At 67.9% G+C, this 18,456-nt stretch carries 12 protein-coding genes and 5 pseudogenes; 12 read left to right on the top strand and 5 right to left on the bottom strand.

Going from position 1 to position 18,456, the window contains the following annotated elements; genetic code table 11:
- Positions 1-206: 206 nt before the first annotated feature.
- Positions 207-3,677, bottom strand: a complete 3,471-nt coding sequence (gene mfd / locus C0541_RS08095) for a transcription-repair coupling factor (protein ID WP_115047470.1) — start codon at positions 3,675-3,677, stop codon at positions 207-209.
- Between the two features lie 153 nt (positions 3,678-3,830).
- On the opposite strand from mfd, the pseudogene C0541_RS21290 reads away from it, so the two are divergent.
- Positions 3,831-3,994 (top strand): annotated as a pseudogene (locus C0541_RS21290) (IS5/IS1182 family transposase); the annotation flags it as partial.
- Here the strand turns inward: C0541_RS21290 and C0541_RS08090 are convergent.
- Positions 3,966-4,085 (bottom strand): annotated as a pseudogene (locus C0541_RS08090) (EcsC family protein); the annotation flags it as partial. The pseudogenes C0541_RS21290 and C0541_RS08090 overlap by 29 nt on opposite strands.
- Positions 4,086-4,209: 124 nt before the next feature.
- Here C0541_RS08090 and C0541_RS08085 point away from each other — a divergent pair.
- Positions 4,210-5,589 (top strand): Hrp-dependent type III effector protein, encoded by a 1,380-nt coding sequence (locus tag C0541_RS08085; RefSeq protein WP_238601288.1) that lies wholly within the window; start codon positions 4,210-4,212, stop codon positions 5,587-5,589.
- A 105-nt stretch (positions 5,590-5,694) separates the two neighbouring features.
- Here the strand turns inward: C0541_RS08085 and C0541_RS08080 are convergent, their stop codons facing one another.
- Positions 5,695-6,237, bottom strand: coding sequence for a GNAT family N-acetyltransferase (locus C0541_RS08080; protein WP_024939889.1), 543 nt, complete (start codon positions 6,235-6,237; stop codon positions 5,695-5,697).
- Positions 6,238-6,430: 193 nt separating this feature from the next.
- The gene (locus C0541_RS08075) at positions 6,431-7,339 is read right to left on the bottom strand and encodes a 23S rRNA (adenine(2030)-N(6))-methyltransferase RlmJ (protein WP_115047465.1); all 909 of its coding nucleotides are present in this window, start codon (positions 7,337-7,339) and stop codon (positions 6,431-6,433) included.
- A gap of 34 nt (positions 7,340-7,373) precedes the next feature.
- Here C0541_RS08075 and creB point away from each other — a divergent pair, with 34 nt between their 5' ends.
- From creB to C0541_RS08030, 10 genes and pseudogenes are all read left to right on the top strand, one after another.
- A complete protein-coding gene (gene creB / locus C0541_RS08070) occupies positions 7,374-8,078 on the top strand; it encodes a two-component system response regulator CreB (RefSeq protein ID WP_193725896.1) in 705 nt (234 codons plus the stop codon).
- Between the two features lie 48 nt (positions 8,079-8,126).
- The gene (gene creC / locus C0541_RS08065) at positions 8,127-9,575 is read left to right on the top strand and encodes a two-component system sensor histidine kinase CreC (protein WP_115047463.1); all 1,449 of its coding nucleotides are present in this window, start codon (positions 8,127-8,129) and stop codon (positions 9,573-9,575) included.
- 126 nt (positions 9,576-9,701) lie between these two features.
- Positions 9,702-11,021 (top strand): cell envelope integrity protein CreD, encoded by a 1,320-nt coding sequence (creD, locus tag C0541_RS08060; protein ID WP_115047461.1) that lies wholly within the window; start codon positions 9,702-9,704, stop codon positions 11,019-11,021.
- Positions 11,022-11,028: 7 nt separating this feature from the next.
- Entirely contained in the window at positions 11,029-11,445 is a 417-nt protein-coding gene (locus C0541_RS08055; protein ID WP_115047459.1) for a hypothetical protein, read from the top strand.
- A 42-nt stretch (positions 11,446-11,487) separates the two neighbouring features.
- The gene (locus C0541_RS08050; RefSeq protein ID WP_115047456.1) at positions 11,488-12,099 is read left to right on the top strand and encodes a GNAT family N-acetyltransferase; all 612 of its coding nucleotides are present in this window, start codon (positions 11,488-11,490) and stop codon (positions 12,097-12,099) included.
- Between the two features lie 58 nt (positions 12,100-12,157).
- Entirely contained in the window at positions 12,158-13,045 is an 888-nt protein-coding gene (locus C0541_RS08045) for a carbon-nitrogen hydrolase family protein (protein WP_115047454.1), read from the top strand.
- A 164-nt stretch (positions 13,046-13,209) separates the two neighbouring features.
- The gene (locus C0541_RS08040; protein WP_115047452.1) at positions 13,210-14,301 is read left to right on the top strand and encodes a DUF3616 domain-containing protein; all 1,092 of its coding nucleotides are present in this window, start codon (positions 13,210-13,212) and stop codon (positions 14,299-14,301) included.
- Between the two features lie 69 nt (positions 14,302-14,370).
- Positions 14,371-15,513 (top strand): annotated as a pseudogene (gene gltX / locus C0541_RS08035) (glutamate--tRNA ligase); the annotation flags it as partial.
- Between the two features lie 115 nt (positions 15,514-15,628).
- A pseudogene (locus C0541_RS21660) lies at positions 15,629-15,766 on the top strand (hypothetical protein); the annotation flags it as partial.
- A 13-nt stretch (positions 15,767-15,779) separates the two neighbouring features.
- Positions 15,780-16,286, top strand: coding sequence for a transcriptional repressor (locus C0541_RS08030; RefSeq protein ID WP_115047450.1), 507 nt, complete (start codon positions 15,780-15,782; stop codon positions 16,284-16,286).
- A 1,261-nt stretch (positions 16,287-17,547) separates the two neighbouring features.
- Here the strand turns inward: C0541_RS08030 and C0541_RS08015 are convergent.
- Positions 17,548-18,390, bottom strand: a pseudogene (locus tag C0541_RS08015) (LysR family transcriptional regulator); the annotation flags it as partial.
- Between the last annotated feature and the right edge of the window lie 66 nt (positions 18,391-18,456).

Below are 18,456 nucleotides of genomic sequence, written 5' to 3'. Positions count from 1 at the left end.
CATGCGCGGCCTCTACTGAAAAAAGATGCATGAAACACGCAGTGTGCGCCATGCACCGCTAGCGCACGCGGCGATGGGCGTTTGTCGAAATGCCGCATTGCACCGCAGTCACCTGGCGCTGGCAGTGCAGCGCGTTCGACGCGTCCTTGCGTTGTAGATGGTCGAGTGCGCTGCACAAGGCAGGCGCAACCGACCGGGCCGCTGCCTTATCGCGGTGCCAGCATCGTCAGCAAGCCGCGTGCGGCGTTGAAGCGGTCCGCGCCTTCCGGTAGCGGCAGCTTGATGCGCAGCTTGTCCGGGCCGTCCATGCTGTAGATCTTGGGCTGCTTCTGGATCATCTGGATCACTGCCACCGGGTCGATCGCCGGTTTGGCCTCGAACACCAGGCGGCCGCCGTTTTCGCCCAGGTCCAGCTTGCGCACGCCCAGCGCATTGGCCTGCAGCTTGAGCTCGGCAATGGCGAACAGGTGCTTGACCGGGTCCGGCAGCAGGCCGAAGCGGTCGATCATCTCCACCTGCAATTCGCGCAGTGCATCGGCATCGCGCGCGCTGGAGATGCGCTTGTACAGCGTCAGCCGCGTGTGCACGTCGGGCAGGTAATCCTCGGGAATCAGCGCGGCCACATGCAGCTCGACCTCGGCGCCGCGGACCTCCTCGCCGGCATCCAGATCCGGCAGCTTGCCCTGGCGGATGCTGCGTACCGCGCGTTCCAGCAGTTCGGTGTACAGGCTGAAACCGACCTCGGCCATCTGCCCGCTCTGGTCTTCGCCCAGCAGCTCGCCGGCGCCGCGGATCTCCAGATCGTGGGTGGCCAGGGTGAAGCCGGCGCCGAGCTCGTCCATGGAGGCGATCGCCTCCAGGCGCTTCTCCGCATCGGAGGTCATCGAACGCCGATCCGGCACCACCAGATACGCGTACGCGCGGTGATGCGAGCGGCCGACGCGGCCGCGCAACTGGTGCAGCTGGGCCAGGCCGAAGCGGTCGGCGCGGTTGATGATGATGGTGTTGGCGTTGGGGATGTCGATGCCCGACTCGATGATCGTGGTCGACAGCAGCACGTTGAAGCGCTGCTTCTGGAAATCCAGCATCACCCGTTCCAGCTCGCGCTCGGGCATCTGCCCGTGGGCGATGCCGATGCGCGCCTCCGGCACCAGTTCGGACAGCTCGCGCTGCATGCGCACGATGCTCTCCACATCGTTGTGCAGGAAGTACAGCTGCCCGCCGCGACTGAGCTCGCGCTGGAAGGCCTCACGCAGCAGCGCGTTGTCCCATGCAGTGATGAAGGTCTGCACCGCCAGCCGGTTCGGCGGCGGGGTGGCGATGATCGACAGGTCGCGCAGCCCGGCCATGGCCATGTTGAGCGTGCGCGGGATCGGGGTTGCGGTGAGCGTGAGCAGATGCACGTTGGCGCGCATCGCCTTGAGCGCCTCCTTCTGCCGCACGCCGAAGCGCTGCTCTTCGTCGACCACGACCAGGCCCAGGTCCTTGAACTTGACGTCCGGCTGCAGCAGCCGGTGCGTGCCGATGATCACGTCGATCTCGCCGCTGGCGACCTTCTCCAGCTCGGCCTTTATTTCCTTGGTGCTCTTGAAGCGCGACAGCACTTCCACCTTCATCGGGTAATCGGCGAAGCGGTCGCGGAAATTGCGGTAATGCTGCTCGGCCAGCAAGGTGGTCGGCACCAGCACGGCAACCTGCTTGCCGGCGCTGGCGGCGGCAAAGGCGGCGCGCACCGCGACCTCGGTCTTGCCGAAGCCGACATCGCCGCAGACCACGCGGTCCATCGGCTGGCTGCTGCCCAGGTCGCGCAGCGTCGCATCGATGGCCGCCAGCTGGTCGCCGGTTTCCTCGAACGGAAAGCCGGCCGCGAACGGCTCGTACATCGCCCGGTCCACCTGCAGGGCCAGGCCGGCGCGCGCGCGCCGGCGCGCCTGGATTTCCAGCAGTTCGGCCGCCACGTCGCGGACCTTTTCGGCCGCCTTGCGCTTGGCCTTGGTCCATTGCTCGCCGCCCAGCGAATGCAGCGGCGCGGTCTCGGCCGAGGCGCCGGAATAGCGGCTGATCAGATGCAGCTGCGCCACCGGCACGTACAGGCGGTCGCCCTTGGCGTATTCGATCTCCAGGAACTCGCCGGGCATGCCACCGGCATCGAGCACGATCAGCCCGCGGTAGCGACCCACACCGTGGTCTTCGTGCACGATCGGCGCGCCTTCGGACAGCTCGCCCAGGTCGCGGATGATCGCTTCCGGTTCGCGCCCGACCCGGCGGCTGCGGCGCGGCTGGTTGGCGCGCTCGGGAAACAGCTGGCGCTCGGTCAGCACCGCAACCTGCGGGGTGTCCAGCGCAAAGCCGTCTTCCAGCGGCGCCACGGTGATGCCGAAGCGCAGTGCGGGCGCCGCCAGGAAGGCGGGCAGGTCGGCGACGACCTCCGGCTTCAGCTGCGCGGCGGCCAGCACTTCCATCAGGGCCTCGCGACGGCCGGCGGTATCGGCGGCCACCAGCACGCGGCCGCGGTAATGGTCCAGGAACGAGGCCAGCGCCTGGCCGGCCGGCGCGTCCTTTGCCGCCACCGGCAGCGGCGGCAAGGGCTGGTCGCCCAGGGCGGCGGCCTCGTCGATGCGCGGATGATCGCCGGCCCAGACCTCGATGCGCGCCAGCTTGTTGAGCCGCTCGCGCAAGGCGTCCGGCGACTGGTACAGCTCGTCCGGCGTCAGCAGCGGGCGCTCCACATCGTGGCGGCGCTGTTCGTAGCGGTCCTGTGCCTGCGCCCAGAACGTATCGGCCGCATGGGAGACGCCGGTGGCGACCAGCGGCAACACGCGCTTGTCCAGATAATCGAACAAGGTGGCGGTCTTGCTGAAGAACATCGGCAGGTAATACTCCACCCCCGACGGCGCCAGACCCGATTTCAGATCCTGGTACAGCGCGCTGCGCCGGGTATCCACGTCGAAACGCTCGCGCAGGCAGGCCAGCACGCGCTCCACGCTGGCATCGTCCATCGGCACTTCGCGGCCGGGCAGCAGCTTGACGGCCTCGACCTTGTCCAGCGAGCGCTGCGATTCCGGGTCGAAGGCACGGATCGAGTCGATATCCTCGTCCAGCAACTCGATCCGCAACGGCGTGGCTTCGCCCATCGGAAACACGTCGAGCAGGCCGCCGCGCACCGCGAAATCGCCCGGGTCCATCACCTGCGGCACGTTGCGGTAGCCGGCGCTTTCCAGCCGGCGTTTTTCCGCATCCAGATCCAGCCGCTGGCCGACCTTCAGATCGAAACTGCCGCCGACGATATAGCTCAGCGGTGCCAGCTGCTGCATCAGCGTCTGCACCGGCACGATCACCACCCCACGGGTCAGTGCGGGCAGCCGATGCAGCGCCGCCAGGCGCTGGCTGATGATTTCCGGATGCGGGCTGAACTGGTCGTAGGGCAGGGTTTCCCAGTCGGGAAACGGCACCACCGGCAACGTGGCGTGCTCGCCGAGCAAGGCATGCAGATCTGCCTCGATCTGATGCGCGCTCTGGTTGTCGCGGGCGATCACCAGCAGCGGGCCGGCATGCGCCTCGGCAGCGCGTGCGATCGACCAGGCCAGCGCAGTCGGCGAAGACGGGGCGCGCCAGTAGGCGCGGAGCTGGCCGGACTTGGGCAGCGGCGGAGAGGGGAAGGTGGTTGGCGACGGCATCAGCCGGCAATTTTATCAGAGCCCCCGCCGCGGCCGGTCCATCCGGCGTGAAAGCCGGCCTTGGCCCGCCTGCACGCGCGCGCCGCAGAGCCCTGCCTTACGTAGCGACATGCTTGTACCGGGCAACCCTTGGCAAGCAACCGGTTGGACGATCTGGTGGTGGACGGCCCGGGAGTCCCGTTGTCGCTCGTCGTGACCGGGGCCAGCGTTCATGACTGCAAGCGCCTCGACGAGGTGTCACCGCCACCGTGGTCAGGCGCAACAGTCCGCCGCATCGCCGAAGCAAACATCGTCCAGCCGCTCGCCCTCGGCGCGGGCGATGTCGGCGATCGAACGCAGCATCAGCGTGGTGGTCAACGGCAGCTCCACCAGCAGCCCGGGCAGGCCGAAGAAACTGCCGATCGTGCCTGGGTTCGCACATGGCCCAACGCTTTCGTGCAGCAGGCAGACACATTCGCATCCGGCGCTATCTTGCGTATCAATCGGTGAATTTACGCCGCGCGGCAGATGTTTTTCAGCAGGAGACAGTCACATGAAGAAATTGACCGCGCTCTTCCACTCAAGCACGCCCCAGCACGATGGCGCGAATGAAGCAGCCACCTCCAGCCCATCGCGTCAAGGAGCGGCGTCCGGCGAAAGTGCATCACCTGCCCTGGTTGCCTTGGCTGCCCTGGCAGAAGGAAGTCCGAGGCGTCAGAGTGCCAATGCAGGTAGTCGCCCCCGGACCGGCCACGTGTCCGCCCACGAGCCGCCGCCGCCGCAGCCCTCCATGTTCAGCAGGATGCGGGAATGGATGGCGGAAGGGGCGTCGAGCAAAGCCCCCCAACCCAGGGCCTGGATCGATGCCAACCTCCCGCATGCGCGGGCTGCCAGGACAAGCCTGCTCGACACTGCAGCCGCGGTGACCCGTTCGTCGGCATTCACCCTGCCCGCACAACAAGGCGGGCACCAGTTCCACATATGCCTTGCAGCCGATGCATCCGGCACCGATACGATGACTCTGGCACCGGGCCAGGAGTTGATCCCCGGGCTACTGCGGTCTGACCAGATGATCGAGCTTTCGTCGAGCCACCTGGATCAGCTCAACGCACTCTCCACCAGGCATCCAATGGTCAAGACGCAGCTGCCGGACACGACCCCACGCTTGCGGGTGATCACACCCGCAGTTGCCGCCAATCTGGCAGCGGCACGCGAGGCCATCGACCTGGTCAAGGCGCTTCTTCCCTACGGGGCTGGCAACCAGATCAAGGACATCGCAGCAACCGGCGGGGAAAGTGTGCTCCGCTCTTCGCTGTCGCGTACAGTGGCGCAGAATCCGGCGGCCCGCGCCTTCGTCGCAATCCAGTCGCAGGGTGGCGACTGCGAAGCGCAAGCTGCCTTGACGTACCAATTTCTCTCGCAGAATCCTGCGCTGAGGGACTGCACCATAGACATGGTGGGCGGAGAAGACCACGTGTTCGTGGTGATCCGGGGGCAGACGTCAGAACAGGATATCGTGGTGGATGCGTGGGCGCCTTTCGCCTCACCCACGCTTGTCCAGGATGCACTCCCCATGCACCAGGCGCTGCTGAGCGGAGCACCGCTCTGGTACACCAAACCGGCCGGCACCGTTCTGCCGGCCCTGAACATCGAAGGGGCGCTGAGCCAGGAGGCTATCCGACGCAGTAAATACCCGTCGATACGCGAACAATACTTCGCTGAAAAATTCCGAAATCCCGACACCGTCATCGCGGACCAACTAGAAACTTCGGAAGATCAGGCAGATCTATGGGATATACCCTTCAGCGGAAATCCCAATGTCCGCTATGAAGTGCGTGACGAATCCGGCCGCCGGTTGATCCACGGTCCGCTCAGGTTCGACATGCAGCGGATCTCATGTTGGCCCGGACCCTACCAGGCGCAGGGTGCATGACGCCCGCCGTGTCCCGCGAGGGTGGGCGGGCAAGGCCCCTGCAACCAGGCAACCGCCCCAAGCCGCTTCACGAATCCCTGATCACCAGTCCCGAATCCCGGCCCCTCAGGCATCCAGCTCCAGCACCATGCGCACCAGCTCGGGCGAATCCGGATGCGGCTGTGGCTTGAAGCCCAGCGACTCGGCCAGCTGCAGCATCGGCACATTGCTCTGCAGTACGTCGCCGAACAGGCAGTCCAGGTATTTGCGCCGTGCCCATTTGACCAGCTTGCGCATCAACTGCCGTCCCAGGCCCTGGCCGGCGACGAAGCTGCTGACCAGGATGGTGTACTCGGCCTGGCGGGTGCCCGGCACCAGCGCCGCACGCGCCACCGCGCCCACCAGCGCTTCACCCGGCGGCAGCTGCTCGGCGGCCACCAGCACGATTTCGCTCTTGGGGTTGGGATGGGTCAGGCGCTGCACCATCTCCGGGGTGATTTCGGCGGAGGACCGCACGAAGCGTGCGCGGATTTCCTCCGGTCCCAACAGGCTGAAAGCGCCCTGCAGCGGCGGACCGTCCTCCGGACGGATCGGGCGGAGCAGCAGCGTGCGGCCATTGGGCAGGCTGAAGTTTTCATGCCAGGGAGGCATGCGATTGCGAATGGCCATGACCGGTGTTCCTTGAAGATCGGAAGATTCTGGCACCAGCCCAGCGCACAACCGTGAATGAATCCGGTGCGCCGCCAGGGGCCATCAGAGGGGTGGCAGTGCTTCCCTCACCACTGTACCGAGCGATACCGTGATCCAGTCGTGAGTATGCAGCGGCCTTCGCCGGTACGACGGGCCGCCTGGCAGCGGCGACTCAGGCGTCCTGGCGCAGCCACTCCAGCCGGGTCGAGGCACCGGCCTGGCCGAGGTGCTGCTTCAGCACCGGCAGCGCGGGCGCCAGCATCTGGTCGAACTGCCACGGCGCATTGACGATCAGCAGTCCGCTGCCGGTCAGGCGCAGCGGTGAGTCGTCCGGGAGCACCTGCAGCTCGGCCACCAGCACCGACTTGGCCGGCAGCGTGGCGGCCTTGCGCATGAAGGGCTGCAGGCTGCGGCGCAGCTTGATCGGGTACCACACCATGCAGATCGCCTGCGGCCAGCGCGCCAGGGTCTCGCGCACGCTGTGGATGACCTGCGGGTACTCGGCGTCCTGGGCTTCGTACGGCGGGTCGATCAGCACCAGTCCGCGGCCGATCCTGGTCTCGCCCGCACGCGGCGGCACGAATGCACGAATCGCCTCGTAGCCATCGCCGGCATGCACGCGCACGCGGCTGTCCCTGGCGAACAGGCGCTTGAGCGCCTCGGCCTCCTCCGGCTGCAACTCGCAGAACGCCATGCGGTCCTGCTCACGCAGCGCCTGCGCCGCCAGCAGCGGCGAGCCGGGGTAGTGGTTGATCTGGATGCCGGCGGTGGGGCGCGCCGGCTTCTGGCCGGGCGTGGCCGGGCGGACCACGCTCTGGTTGTCGGCCTGTACCGCGCGTAGATAGCGTTCCACCACCTCGGGCAGGGTCGACTCGGCCATCAGCCGCATCACCCCGGCATCGGCCTCGTTGGTCTTGCGGCTCTCTTCGCCGCCGAGCTGGTAGCGCCCGCGTCCGGCATGGGTATCGAGCACGAAGAACGGGGTGTCCTTGCGCTTGAGGGTGTCGATCAGCGCCAGCAAGGCGATGTGCTTGAGCACGTCGGCATGGTTGCCGGCATGGAAGGCGTGGCGATAGTTCATCGCGGCAGTGTACGGGCCGCGCCCGCATGCGGCTATGCTGCGCGCCATGTCCGAGTCCCCCGCCCGCGTGCTCGTCGTCGAAGACGAAGCCGCCATTGCCGATACCGTGCTGTACGCGCTGCGCAGCGAAGGCTATGCGCCCGAGCATTGCCTGCTGGGCCGCGACGCGCTGGCGCGGCTGCGCGCGGACCCGGCCGATGTGGTGGTGCTGGACGTGGGTTTGCCGGACATCAACGGCTTCGAGGTGTGCCGCACGCTGCGCGGTTTCAGCGATGTGCCGGTGATCTTCCTGACCGCGCGCAATGACGAGATCGACCGCGTGCTCGGCCTGGAGCTGGGCGCCGACGACTACATGGCCAAGCCGTTCTCCCCGCGCGAGCTGGTGGCGCGGGTGCGCGCGCGGTTGCGTCGTCGCAACCCGGCGGCCGTGGCGGAGCCGGGCTGGCAGCCGCATGGCGCGTTTGCGATCGATCGCGAGGGCAGCCGTATCCGTTACGGCGATGCGCTGCTGCCGCTGACCCGCTACGAGTACGCGCTGCTGTCGGCGCTGTTGCAGCGCCCCGGCGCGATCCTGAGCCGCGCGCAGCTGATGGACCGCGGCTGGGACGCCAGCGCCGACAGCGCCGACCGCACCGTCGATACCCACATCAAGACGCTGCGCGGCAAGTTGCGCCAGGCCGGCGTGCCGGCCGACCCGATCCGCACCCACCGTGGCCTCGGCTACGCGCTGGAGCTGTAGCCATGGGCGAGCGCAGGCGTGGCGTTGCTCTCCGGGCCGGGGCCTGAGATGCGGCTCGGTCTCAAGCTGTTCCTGGGCTTCTTTCTGATCGTCGGGCTGGCCGCGTTCTTCGTGATGCGGGTGTTCGTCAACGAGGTCAAGCCGGGCGTGCGCCAGGCGATGGAATCCACGCTGGTGGATGCGGCCAACGTGCTGGCGGAAATGGCCAGCGGCGAGCTGGCGGCCGGCAGCATTGCCAGTGGCAGCTTTGCGCGCAACGTGGCGCAGGCGCAGCGGCGCGATCCCAAGGCCTGGGTGTGGCGGTTCCGCAAGAACGATGTGGCCTACCGCGTCACCGTGACCGACGCGCGCGGGGTGGTGGTGTTCGATTCGCTGGGCCGCGACGTGGGCCGCGACAATTCGCGCTGGAACGATGTCTATCGCACCTTGCGCGGCGAATACGGCGCGCGTTCCAGCCCCGAGGTCGATGGCGACCCGGCCGCCACGGTGATGCATGTGGCCGCGCCGATCTATGCGCCGAATGAGCCGGGCACGTTGATCGGCGTGCTGACGCTGGCGCAGCCCAATCGCAGCATCGACCCGTTCATCGAGGCCAGCCAGCGCAACATCCTGCAGCGCGGGGCCTGGCTGATCGGCATTTCCGCGCTGATCGGCATCGGCATGACCTGGTGGCTGATGCGCGGCATCGGCCGGCTCAATCGCTACGCGCAGGCGGTGAGCGCGGGCATGCCGGTGCCGCCGCCCAAGCCGCGCGGCGATGAAATCGGCGACCTGGGCCAGGCGCTGGAACGCATGCGGCGCAAGCTCGAAGGCAAGGCCTACGTGGAGCAGTACGTGCAGTCGCTGACGCACGAGATGAAGAGCCCGCTGGCGGCAATCCGTGGCGCGTCCGAGTTGTTGACCGAGCCACTGCCGGAGGCCGATCGCCAGCACTTCGTCGCCAGCATCCGCGCGCAGGAGCTGCGCCTGACCGAAACCATCGACAAGCTGCTGGCGCTGGCCGAGGTGGAGCAACATGGCTGGCTACAAAAGCGCGAGCGCATCGCGGTGGCCGGCTTGCTGCAGGCGGCCATGGATGCGGTGCTGCCACGCGCGGTGGCGGCCGGCGTGCTGCTGGACAGCGATGCCACATCCGCAGCGGCGCGCGAGCAGTACGTCCTCGGCGACGGATTCCTGCTGCGTCAGGCGCTGATCAACCTGCTGGAAAATGCCATCGCGTTTTCGCCGGCAGGCAGCACCGTGCAGTTGCGCACGCAGGTACACGCCGGGCACCTGCAGTGGTCGGTCGAAGACCGCGGCAGCGGCGTGCCGGACTACGCACTGGAACGGGTGTTCGAGCGTTTCTATTCGCTGGCCCGCCCGCAGACCGGGCAACGCAGCTCCGGGCTCGGCCTGCCGTTCGTGCGCGAAGTGGCGCGCCTGCATGGCGGCGAGGCGACACTGGGCAACCGCGAGGGCGGCGGTGCGCTGGCCACGCTGCGGCTGCCTGCTGGCTGATCCAGGCCTGGCCCGGCACGACCGCCCCGCCGTTCGATCGCCCACTTCACATTCGCTTCAAATTCGCCTCAAACCCCCGACACCGGCCCATCGCACCCTGGCGACCTCCCAGACTGAGGAAGGTCGATGAAATCCCTGACACTGTTGTTGCGCTTCGCCACCATTGGCGGACTGATCCTGTTGCTGCTGATTCCGTTGCTGTTGATCCGCGGCACCGTGCAGGACCGTGCGCGTTACCGCGACGAGGCGGTGGAGCGGGTGGCGCAGAGCAAGGCCGGCGAGCAGCGCTTCATCGCGCCGGTGCGGGTGCTGCCGTATGTCGAAGACGTGCAGGTCACCGAGGCCGACGAGCAGGGCAATCCGCGCAAGGTCTGGCGCAAGCGCGACGGCCAGTTGCTGCAGACCCCGCGCACGCTCAGCCTGAGCGGCGAGCTGGTCCCGTCCGAGCGCAAGATCGGCCTGTTCCGCGTGCAGGTGTATGCGTGGAAGGCCAGGCTCAAGGCGGAGTTCGACCCGTTTGCCTATCCGGCCGTGGACGGTCGCCGCTATGGGCAGCCGCATCTGGCGGTGGGCATTTCCGATGTGCGTGGCCTGGTCGGCACGCCGAGCCTGCGGGTGGATGGCCGTACGCTGCCGCTGGAAAGCGGGGCAGGCGGCCTGGCGGAGCGCTTGGCCGGTATCCACGCCGATCTGCAGCCGCTGGGCGATGCGCTGGCCGGTACCCTGGGCGAGGGCAACCTGGTGGAGATGTCCTTCGTGCTGGACGGCACCCGCAGCCTGGCGATCGCACCGATCGCCGACAACAACGACATCGCGCTGCGCTCGGCCTGGCCGCACCCGTCCTTCGGCGGGCGCTTCCTGCCGAATGCGCCGACCATCGGCGCGCGCGGTTTCGATGCGAGCTGGTCGTTGTCCTCGCTGGCCAGCGGTGCGCAGACCCAGCTGCAGTCCAGCCAGTCGTCGCTGGACATGCTGCAAGTGCAGCTGGTCGACCCGGTGGACGTGTACACCCAGGCCGACCGCGCCAGCAAGTACGGCATCCTGTTCGTGGTGCTGACCTTTGTGGCGTTCGTGTTGTTCGAGCTGATCAAGCGTCTGCCGATCCATCCGCTGCAATACCTGCTGGTGGGCCTGGCGCTGGCGATCTTCTTCCTGCTGCTGCTGAGCCTGTCCGAGCACATCGCGTTCTGGCAGGCGTACCTGGTCTCGGCCGCGGCGTGCATCGGCCTGCAGTTGTTCTACCTGTCCGGGGTGTTGCGCAGCTGGGCGCGCGCAGCCGGGTTCTCGGTGATGCTCACTGCGTTGTACGGGGTGCTCTACAGCCTGTTGATCTCCGAAGACAACGCGCTGCTGATGGGATCGCTGCTGCTGTTCGGCATCCTGGCCAGCATCATGTGGGTGACCCGCAAGCTCGATTGGTACGAGCTTGGCAACAGCCTGCGCTGAGGCCGGCATGTTGGCTCACGCACGGCTGCACCGGCGGGCGCAGCGCTTGCTGCCCGCCGGGATCGCCACGGTGGCGCTGCTTCCCGCAGCGCTGCCGCAGGCCTGGGAAGCTTCGCCGTTGTCGGCCTTGCCCTTGTGCCGGGACGGACGCCGCGGGGTGATCGGCCTGCGCCTGCATCCGGATATCGCGCAGGCACTGCGCACGCACGGATATGCGTTGTTGCAGGCGTTGCGGCAAGCGCAGCCAGTCGGCCCCGGGGGCCGCGGGTATGGGCCCTGGCAACGCCTGAGCAATGGCAGTTGCTGGGCGCGCAGTACCGACGCGCTGCTTGGAGTGCTGGTGGCCCAGGACGATGCGGCCGTGTGGTTGCTGTGGCAGCAGCCGTTGCGCACGGCAGCAGGTCACCACCGCTGGTTGCGCTGAGGCGCGTCAGCGCAGCATCACGCTCGACCTGGCTGGCTTACCATGGCCGGCATGACCGCGACCTCCATCACCATCGAAACCGTGCGCGGCACTGCGGTGTTGCCCTATCTGGATGCGCTGGCGCAGTTGCGTATCGCGGTCTTCGCTGCATGGCCCTACCTGTACGAGGGCGACGCCGGCTACGAACGCGATTACCTGGCGGCCTACGCGGCCTCGCCGGACAGCGTGTTCGTGCTGGCGCGCGAGGGCGATGCGGTGGTCGGTGCGTCCACCGGGCTGCCGCTGCGCGATGACAGCGAAGCCTTCCACGCGCCGTTCCGCGCGGCCGGCATCGACCCGGCCAGCGTGTTCTATTTCGGTGAATCGGTGCTGCTGCCGGCGTATCGCGGGCAGGGCATCGGCCACGCCTTCTTCGACCGGCGCGAGGCGCATGCACGCGCGCTGGGCCGCTTCGCGCTCACCGCGTTCTGCTCGGTGGAACGTGCGCCCGACGATCCGCGCAGGCCGGCCGATTACCGTTCCAACGACGTGTTCTGGCGCAAACGCGGCTATGCACCGCAACCGGACATGCGCGTGCAGCTGGGGTGGGCGGAGTTGCAACGCGGCGAGATCGACCACAGCTTGCGTGTGTGGACGCGGGCGCTGTCGTCGTGACTGCCGGCGAGCGTAGCGCCACCTTGCTTCTTCCGATCCACCGCAACCGGGCCGCCAGATGAAAATTGCCGTCGCCAAATATCCGATCGGCAAACCCGCCGACTTCGCCGCCTTTGCCGCACGCCAGTCCGCGCTGGTGGGGGAGGCCGCTGCCGCCGGCGCGCGCCTGCTGGTGCTGCCGGAATACCTGTCGCTGGAGCTGGGCGCGACCTTCGGCACGCAGGTGTCTGCCGGCTTGCCCGAGTCGCTGGCGGCGATCCAGGCGCTGCGTGCGCCGTGGCTGGAGCTGTTTGCCGGCCTGGCGCGCCAGCATCGGCTGCACCTGGTTGCCGGCAGCTTCCTGCTGGATCTGGGCCAGGGCCGCTACCGCAACCGCAGCGACTGGTTCACGCCCGACGGCCGGCACGGCTGGCAGGACAAGCTGCAGCTGACCGGCTTCGAAAAGGCCACCGGGCTGATCGAGCCGGGCGATGCGCTGAAGGTGTTCGAGCTGGATGGCGTGCGTGCGGCGATCGCGATCTGCTACGACAGCGAGTTCCCGCTGCCGGTGCGCGCGCAGTACGAAGCCGGCGCACGGCTGCTGATCGTGCCCAGCTGCACCGACACCGCCGCCGGCGCGATGCGGGTGCGCGTGGGCTGCCTGGCGCGCGCGCTGGAAAACCGCGTGTTCGTCGCGCAATCGGTCACCGCCGGCGAGGCGCCGTGGAGCCCGGCGCTGGACGTCAACACCGGCGAAGCGGCGGTGTTCGCCCCGATGGATGTCGGCTTCCCGGCCGACGGCGTGCTGGCGCAGACCCGGGGCAGTGCCGTGTGGGCGTATGCGGAGCTGGACTTCGCCGCCTTCGAGGCCAGCCGCGCGCAGGCCCAGGTTGCCAACGACCGCGATTGGCACGGGCAGTCGGGCGCTCACCTCGCGCGCGCCAGCGTGGCCGCCTTCGACGGATAGGACGCGTCCGTCAGCCGAGCATGCCCATCGCCAGGCACGCGCGGTCGGTGCTCGCGATGGCAGCTGCCCGCTGTACGCTCCAACGTTCTGCGCGCGCCCCGACGAGGCAGCACTCCGGTGTCTCGGCCACGCGCCTTCCCTGCACCACCACCCACCAGGTTCCCATGGCCACCAAAACCCTGATTCCGCACAGCGTCCGTCTCGAGTTCGCGCCCGGCGCGCTGGTGCACAGCAATCTGTCCGGCGCGGCCTTTACCGACGACTGGCTGTGGGTGGCCGGCGACGAAGCCTGCGCGGTGGACCGGCTGCGCAGGCTCGAGCCCGTGCAGCGCGAGACGTTGCGCTTCGGCCAGGGGCAGAGCTTTGCGCTGGCCGAGCTGCTGGACCTGCCCGGCGAGGCCGCCGAGGAGGCGGACCTGGAAGGCATGGCGCTGTCGGATGGCTTGCTGTGGGTGGTCGGCTCGCATGGGCTCAAGCGCAAGAACGCCAAGCGCGGTCGCGACGATGCCGACAACGCCAAGCGCCTGACCAAGCTCAAGCTCGACGCCAACCGCCGCCTGCTGGCCTGCCTGCCGATCGAGCGCGACGCCGACGGTACCCCGCGCCTGGTGCGCGAAGCCGCCGACGGCCGCCGCGCGCTGCGGCTCAAGGGCGATGCCAGGCACAACCAGCTCACCGAGCTGCTGGCCGACGATCCGCATGTCGGCCCGTTCATGAAGATTCCCGGCAAGGACAACGGCTTCGACATCGAAGGCATCGTGGTGGACGGCGAGCGCCTGCTGCTGGGCCTGCGCGGGCCGGTGCTGCGCGGCTGGTCGGCGCTGCTGGAGATCCGCGTCCAGGCGCATGGCGACCACCTGCGGCTGGCGCCGCTGGACGAGGACGGCACGCTGCTGCGCAAGCACTTCCTGCAATTGGGCGGCCTGGGCATCCGCGACCTGCATTACTCCGGCGACGACCTGTACCTGCTGGCCGGCCCGACCATGGTGTTGAACGGCGAGATCCGCCTGTTCAAATGGCCGGATGCGCGCAGCGTCCTGGCCGCCAACCAGGCGCCGGTGCGCTTTCAGCACGCGCTGCTGGAATCGGCGGTGTTGCCGCATGGCACCGACAGCGACCGCGCCGAGGCGATCTGCAATCTTCCCGGGCAGCTGGCCGGCGGCACGCCCAGCTGGCTGGTGCTGTACGACGCCCCCGGCCCGGCGCGCAGCGGTGGCGATTGCGTGGTCTACGGCGACCTGTTGCGCAACCGCTGAACCGGCGGGCCGGGCAGGGCCGCGCTGCGCAAGGTAAAATCGCACGATCCCCGTTTCGCCGAGCGCTCCATGACCTGCCGCACCCGTTTTGCCCCCAGCCCCACCGGTTACCTGCACATCGGCGGCGCCCGCACCGCGCTGTATTGCTGGCTGGAGGCGCGCCGTCGCGGCGGGCAGTTCGTGCTGCGCATCGAGGACACCGACCGTGAGCGCAGCACCCAGGCCGCGATCGACGCCATCCTGGAGGCGATGGACTGGCTGGGCCTGGACTACGACGAAGGCCCGATCTACCAGACCCAGCGCGTGGCCCGCTACCAGGAGGTGGCCGAGCAGCTGCTGGCGCAGGGCAAGGCCTATTACGCCTACGAAACCCGTGAAGAGCTCGACGCCATGCGCGAGGCCGCCATGGCCAGGCAGGAAAAGCCCCGCTACAACGGCGCCGCCCGCGAGCAGAACCTGCCGTACCGCGACGACCCCAATCGGGTCATCCGCTTCAAGAATCCGGTCGGCGGCACGGTGGTGTTCGACGACCTGATCAAGGGCGTCATCGAGATCGCCAACAGCGAGCTCGACGACATGGTGATCTTCCGCCCGGACGGCTTTCCCACCTACAACTTCGCGGTGGTGGTGGACGACTGGGACATGGGCATCACCGAAGTGATCCGCGGCGATGACCACATCAACAACACCCCGCGCCAGATCAACATCTACCAGGCGCTGGGCGCACCGGTGCCGACGTTCGCGCACATGCCGATGATCCTGGACGAGCAGGGCGCCAAGCTGTCCAAGCGCACCGGCGCGGCCGACGTGATGCAGTACAAGGACGCCGGCTACCTGCCGCATGCGCTGATCAACTACCTGGCGCGCCTGGGCTGGTCGCATGGCGACCAGGAGTTGTTCAGCCGGCAGGAACTGCTCGACCTGTTCGACGTCAAGGACGTCAATTCCAAGGCCGCGCGCCTGGACATGGCCAAGCTGGGCTGGGTCAACCAGCATTACCTCAAGACCGACGACCCGGCCAGCATCGCCCCGCAGCTGGAAGACCAGCTCGCCCGGCTCGGCATCGATGTGGCCGCCGGCCCGGCCGCCGCCGACGTGGTGGTGGCGCTGCGCGAGCGCGTGCAGACGCTGAAGGACATGGCCGAAAAAGCCGTGGTCTGGTACCAGCCGCTGGAAACCTACGACGAAGCGGCGGTGATGAAGCACCTCAAGCCTGTCTCTTATACACATCTAGATGTGTATNGCTCAACGCGGCGCAGCCGCCTTGCAGTAGCGATCGATGAACTGCTGGTGGGTGGGCATGACATCCGCGCAGTGAGATGTGTATAAGAGACAGCAGCCGCTGCGCGTGGCCATCACCGGCACCCAGGTCAGCCCGGACATTTCGCAGACGGTGTACCTGGCCGGACGCGAGGGCGCCTTGAAACGCATCGATGCCGCACTCATCAAGATCGGGGCGGCCTGACGCCGGAGCCTGTATGACCAAGCACACCCACGCACACGACCACGCCTGCACCGAACCGCACCACCACGTCGACGATGCCAACGGCTTCGTGCGCGCCGTGGAGCGCGCCTGCAGCGAGCGCGGCCTGCGGCTGACGCCGATCCGCGCCAACGTGCTGCGGCTGATCGCCGATGCCGGCAAGCCGGTCAAGGCCTACGAACTGCTGGACTGGGTGCGCGAAGGCAAGGGCGTGGGCGCCGACGCCCCGCCCACGGTGTACCGCGCGCTGGATTTTTTGATGGCCAACGGTTTCGTGCACAAGCTCGAATCGGTCAACGCCTTCGTCGCCTGCCACCACCCCAACAGCGCCCAGCACTCGGTACCGTTCCTGATCTGCGACCGTTGCCATAGCGCGGTGGAGCTGGAGGACCGCGAGGTGGTGGCGCAACTGGAAGCGCGCGCCAAGGCGCTGGGTTTCCAGCCGCAGGCGCAGACCCTGGAAGTGCACGGCCTGTGCGCCAAGTGTGCGGTGGCGGAATAACGAGCGCCCGGGAAACCGGCGATTTACCTGTCGGGCGCCAGTGAGCATGTTAGCTATTGGGCGGCACCAAGCATGGCGGCACTCTGCCGCCCACCTGGCAGCGTCCAAAGCGTGCCGCAATGCGACGATCACCAACCTCCAACCAACGCTGTCGTAGGAGCGCGCTTACGCGCGATGGGCGTTACCGAGAAGGCCTCATCGCGCGCAAGCGCGCTCCTACACAGGCATCGCAACGCACCCACCGGCATTCCAGCGCGTGCACAGGCGTCTCAGCGCGCCAGAGCGCACCGCAATGCATCGATCACCACCATCGAACCTGCCGCCAACCAACGCTGTCGTAGGAGCGCGCTTGCGCGCGATGGGGCGTTACCGAGAAGGCCTCATCGCGCGCAAGCGCGCTCCTACACCGGCATCGCATCGCACCCACCGGCATTCCAGCGCGTGCACAGGCGTCCCAGCGCGCCAGAGCAGGCCGCAATGCGTCGATCACCATCCTTCAAACNTACCGAGAAGGCCTCATCGCGCGCAAGCGCGCTCCTACACCGGCATCGCATCGCACCCACCGGCATTCCAGCGCGCACACAGGCGTCTCGGCGCGCCAGAGCGCACCGCAATGCATCGATCACCACCGTCGAACCTAATGCGTCGATCACCATCCTTCGAACCGCCGCCAACCGATGCTGTCGTAGGAGCGTGCCTGTGCGCGACGGAGCGTTACCGATAAAGCCTCATCGCGCGCAAGCGCGCTCCTACACAGGCATCGCATCGCACCCACCGGCATTCCAGCGCGTGCACAGGCGTCCCAGCGCGCCAGAGCAGGCCGCAATGCGTCGATCACCATCCTTCAAACCGCCGCCAACCACCGCTGTCGTAGGAGCGCGCTTACGCGCGATGGGCGTTACCGAGAAGGCCTCATCGCGCGCAAGCGCGCTCCTACGCAGGCATCGCATCGCACCCACCGGCATTCCAGCGCGTGCACAGGCGTCTCGCCGTGCCAGATCGCACTGCGATGCATCGATCACCACCATCGAACCTGCCGCCAACCGATGCTGTCGTAGGAGCGCGCTTGCGCGCGATGGAGCGTTACCGAGAAGGCCTCATCGCGCGCAAGCGCGCTCCTACACCGGCATCGCATCGCACCCACCGGCATTCCAGCGCGCACACAGGCGNGCGTTACCGAGAAGGCCTCATCGCGCGCAAGCGCGCTCCTACACCGGCATCGCATCGCACCCACCGGCATTCCAGCGCGCACACAGGCGTCTCAGCGCGCCAGAGCGCACCGCAATGCATCGATCACCACCTTGAGGCCACTCGAGGATTGGCGGCGGCTGGGGTAATCGGCGTAGTGGCCGTCGAACGGGGCGCACCAGTCCTCCAGCACGCGGCGTAGCTGGCCGGCGGCGAGGTGTTCCAGCACCATCACCATGGTTTCCGGCAGGAACGCGAGTCCGCCGCCGGCCAGTGCGGCACGCAGCACCGCGCTGCTGCCGTTGAGGGTCCATTGCCCGTCCACGCGGACCTTGACCTCGTGCCCGTCCTTTTCGCAATCCCGGACCAGCAAGCCGCCGTGGGTGGGCAGGCGCAGGCCGATGCAGTTGTGCCTGGCCAGGTCGGCCGGGACAGCAGGGATGGTGTGGTGCACGAAGTCGTCCGTCACCACCACCGCCGCCATGCGTTGCATCGGACTAATCGGCACCGCGATCATGTCCTTGGCGACCTGACCGCCCAGCCGGATGCCGAGGTCGTAGCGCTCGGCAACGATGTCAGCCAGCCCGTAACCGATGCTGACCTCGATCCCGAGGTCAGGAGAGTCGGGCAGCACCGTCGACAACGCTGGCCAGATGCAGGCGTCGGCGGTGTGGCCGGCAATGGTGATACGGATGGTGCCGGCCGGCGTGTCGCGGAATTCGGTGAGCGCGGACAGTTCGTGGTCCATCTCCTGCAGCCGCGGAGCCACGGTGTCGAACAGGCGTGCGCCGGCTCCGGTCATCGACACGCTGCGCGTGGTGCGGGTCGACAGGCGGATGCCCAGACGTGCTTCCAGTACGCGCACGGTATGGCGCAGCGCCGATTGCGAGACGCCATGCTGCGCGGGCGCGGTGGTTTCGATCGTACACGCGGGCCGGCCACGCGGCCGGCAAGGCCGGCGGCGGGGTAAGGACGCGGGCGC

Origin of the sequence: Xanthomonas arboricola, assembly GCF_003353015.1 — a bacterium.
GTDB lineage: Bacteria > Pseudomonadota > Gammaproteobacteria > Xanthomonadales > Xanthomonadaceae > Xanthomonas > Xanthomonas arboricola_E.
This window is presented reverse-complemented; position numbering and strand designations above follow the sequence as displayed.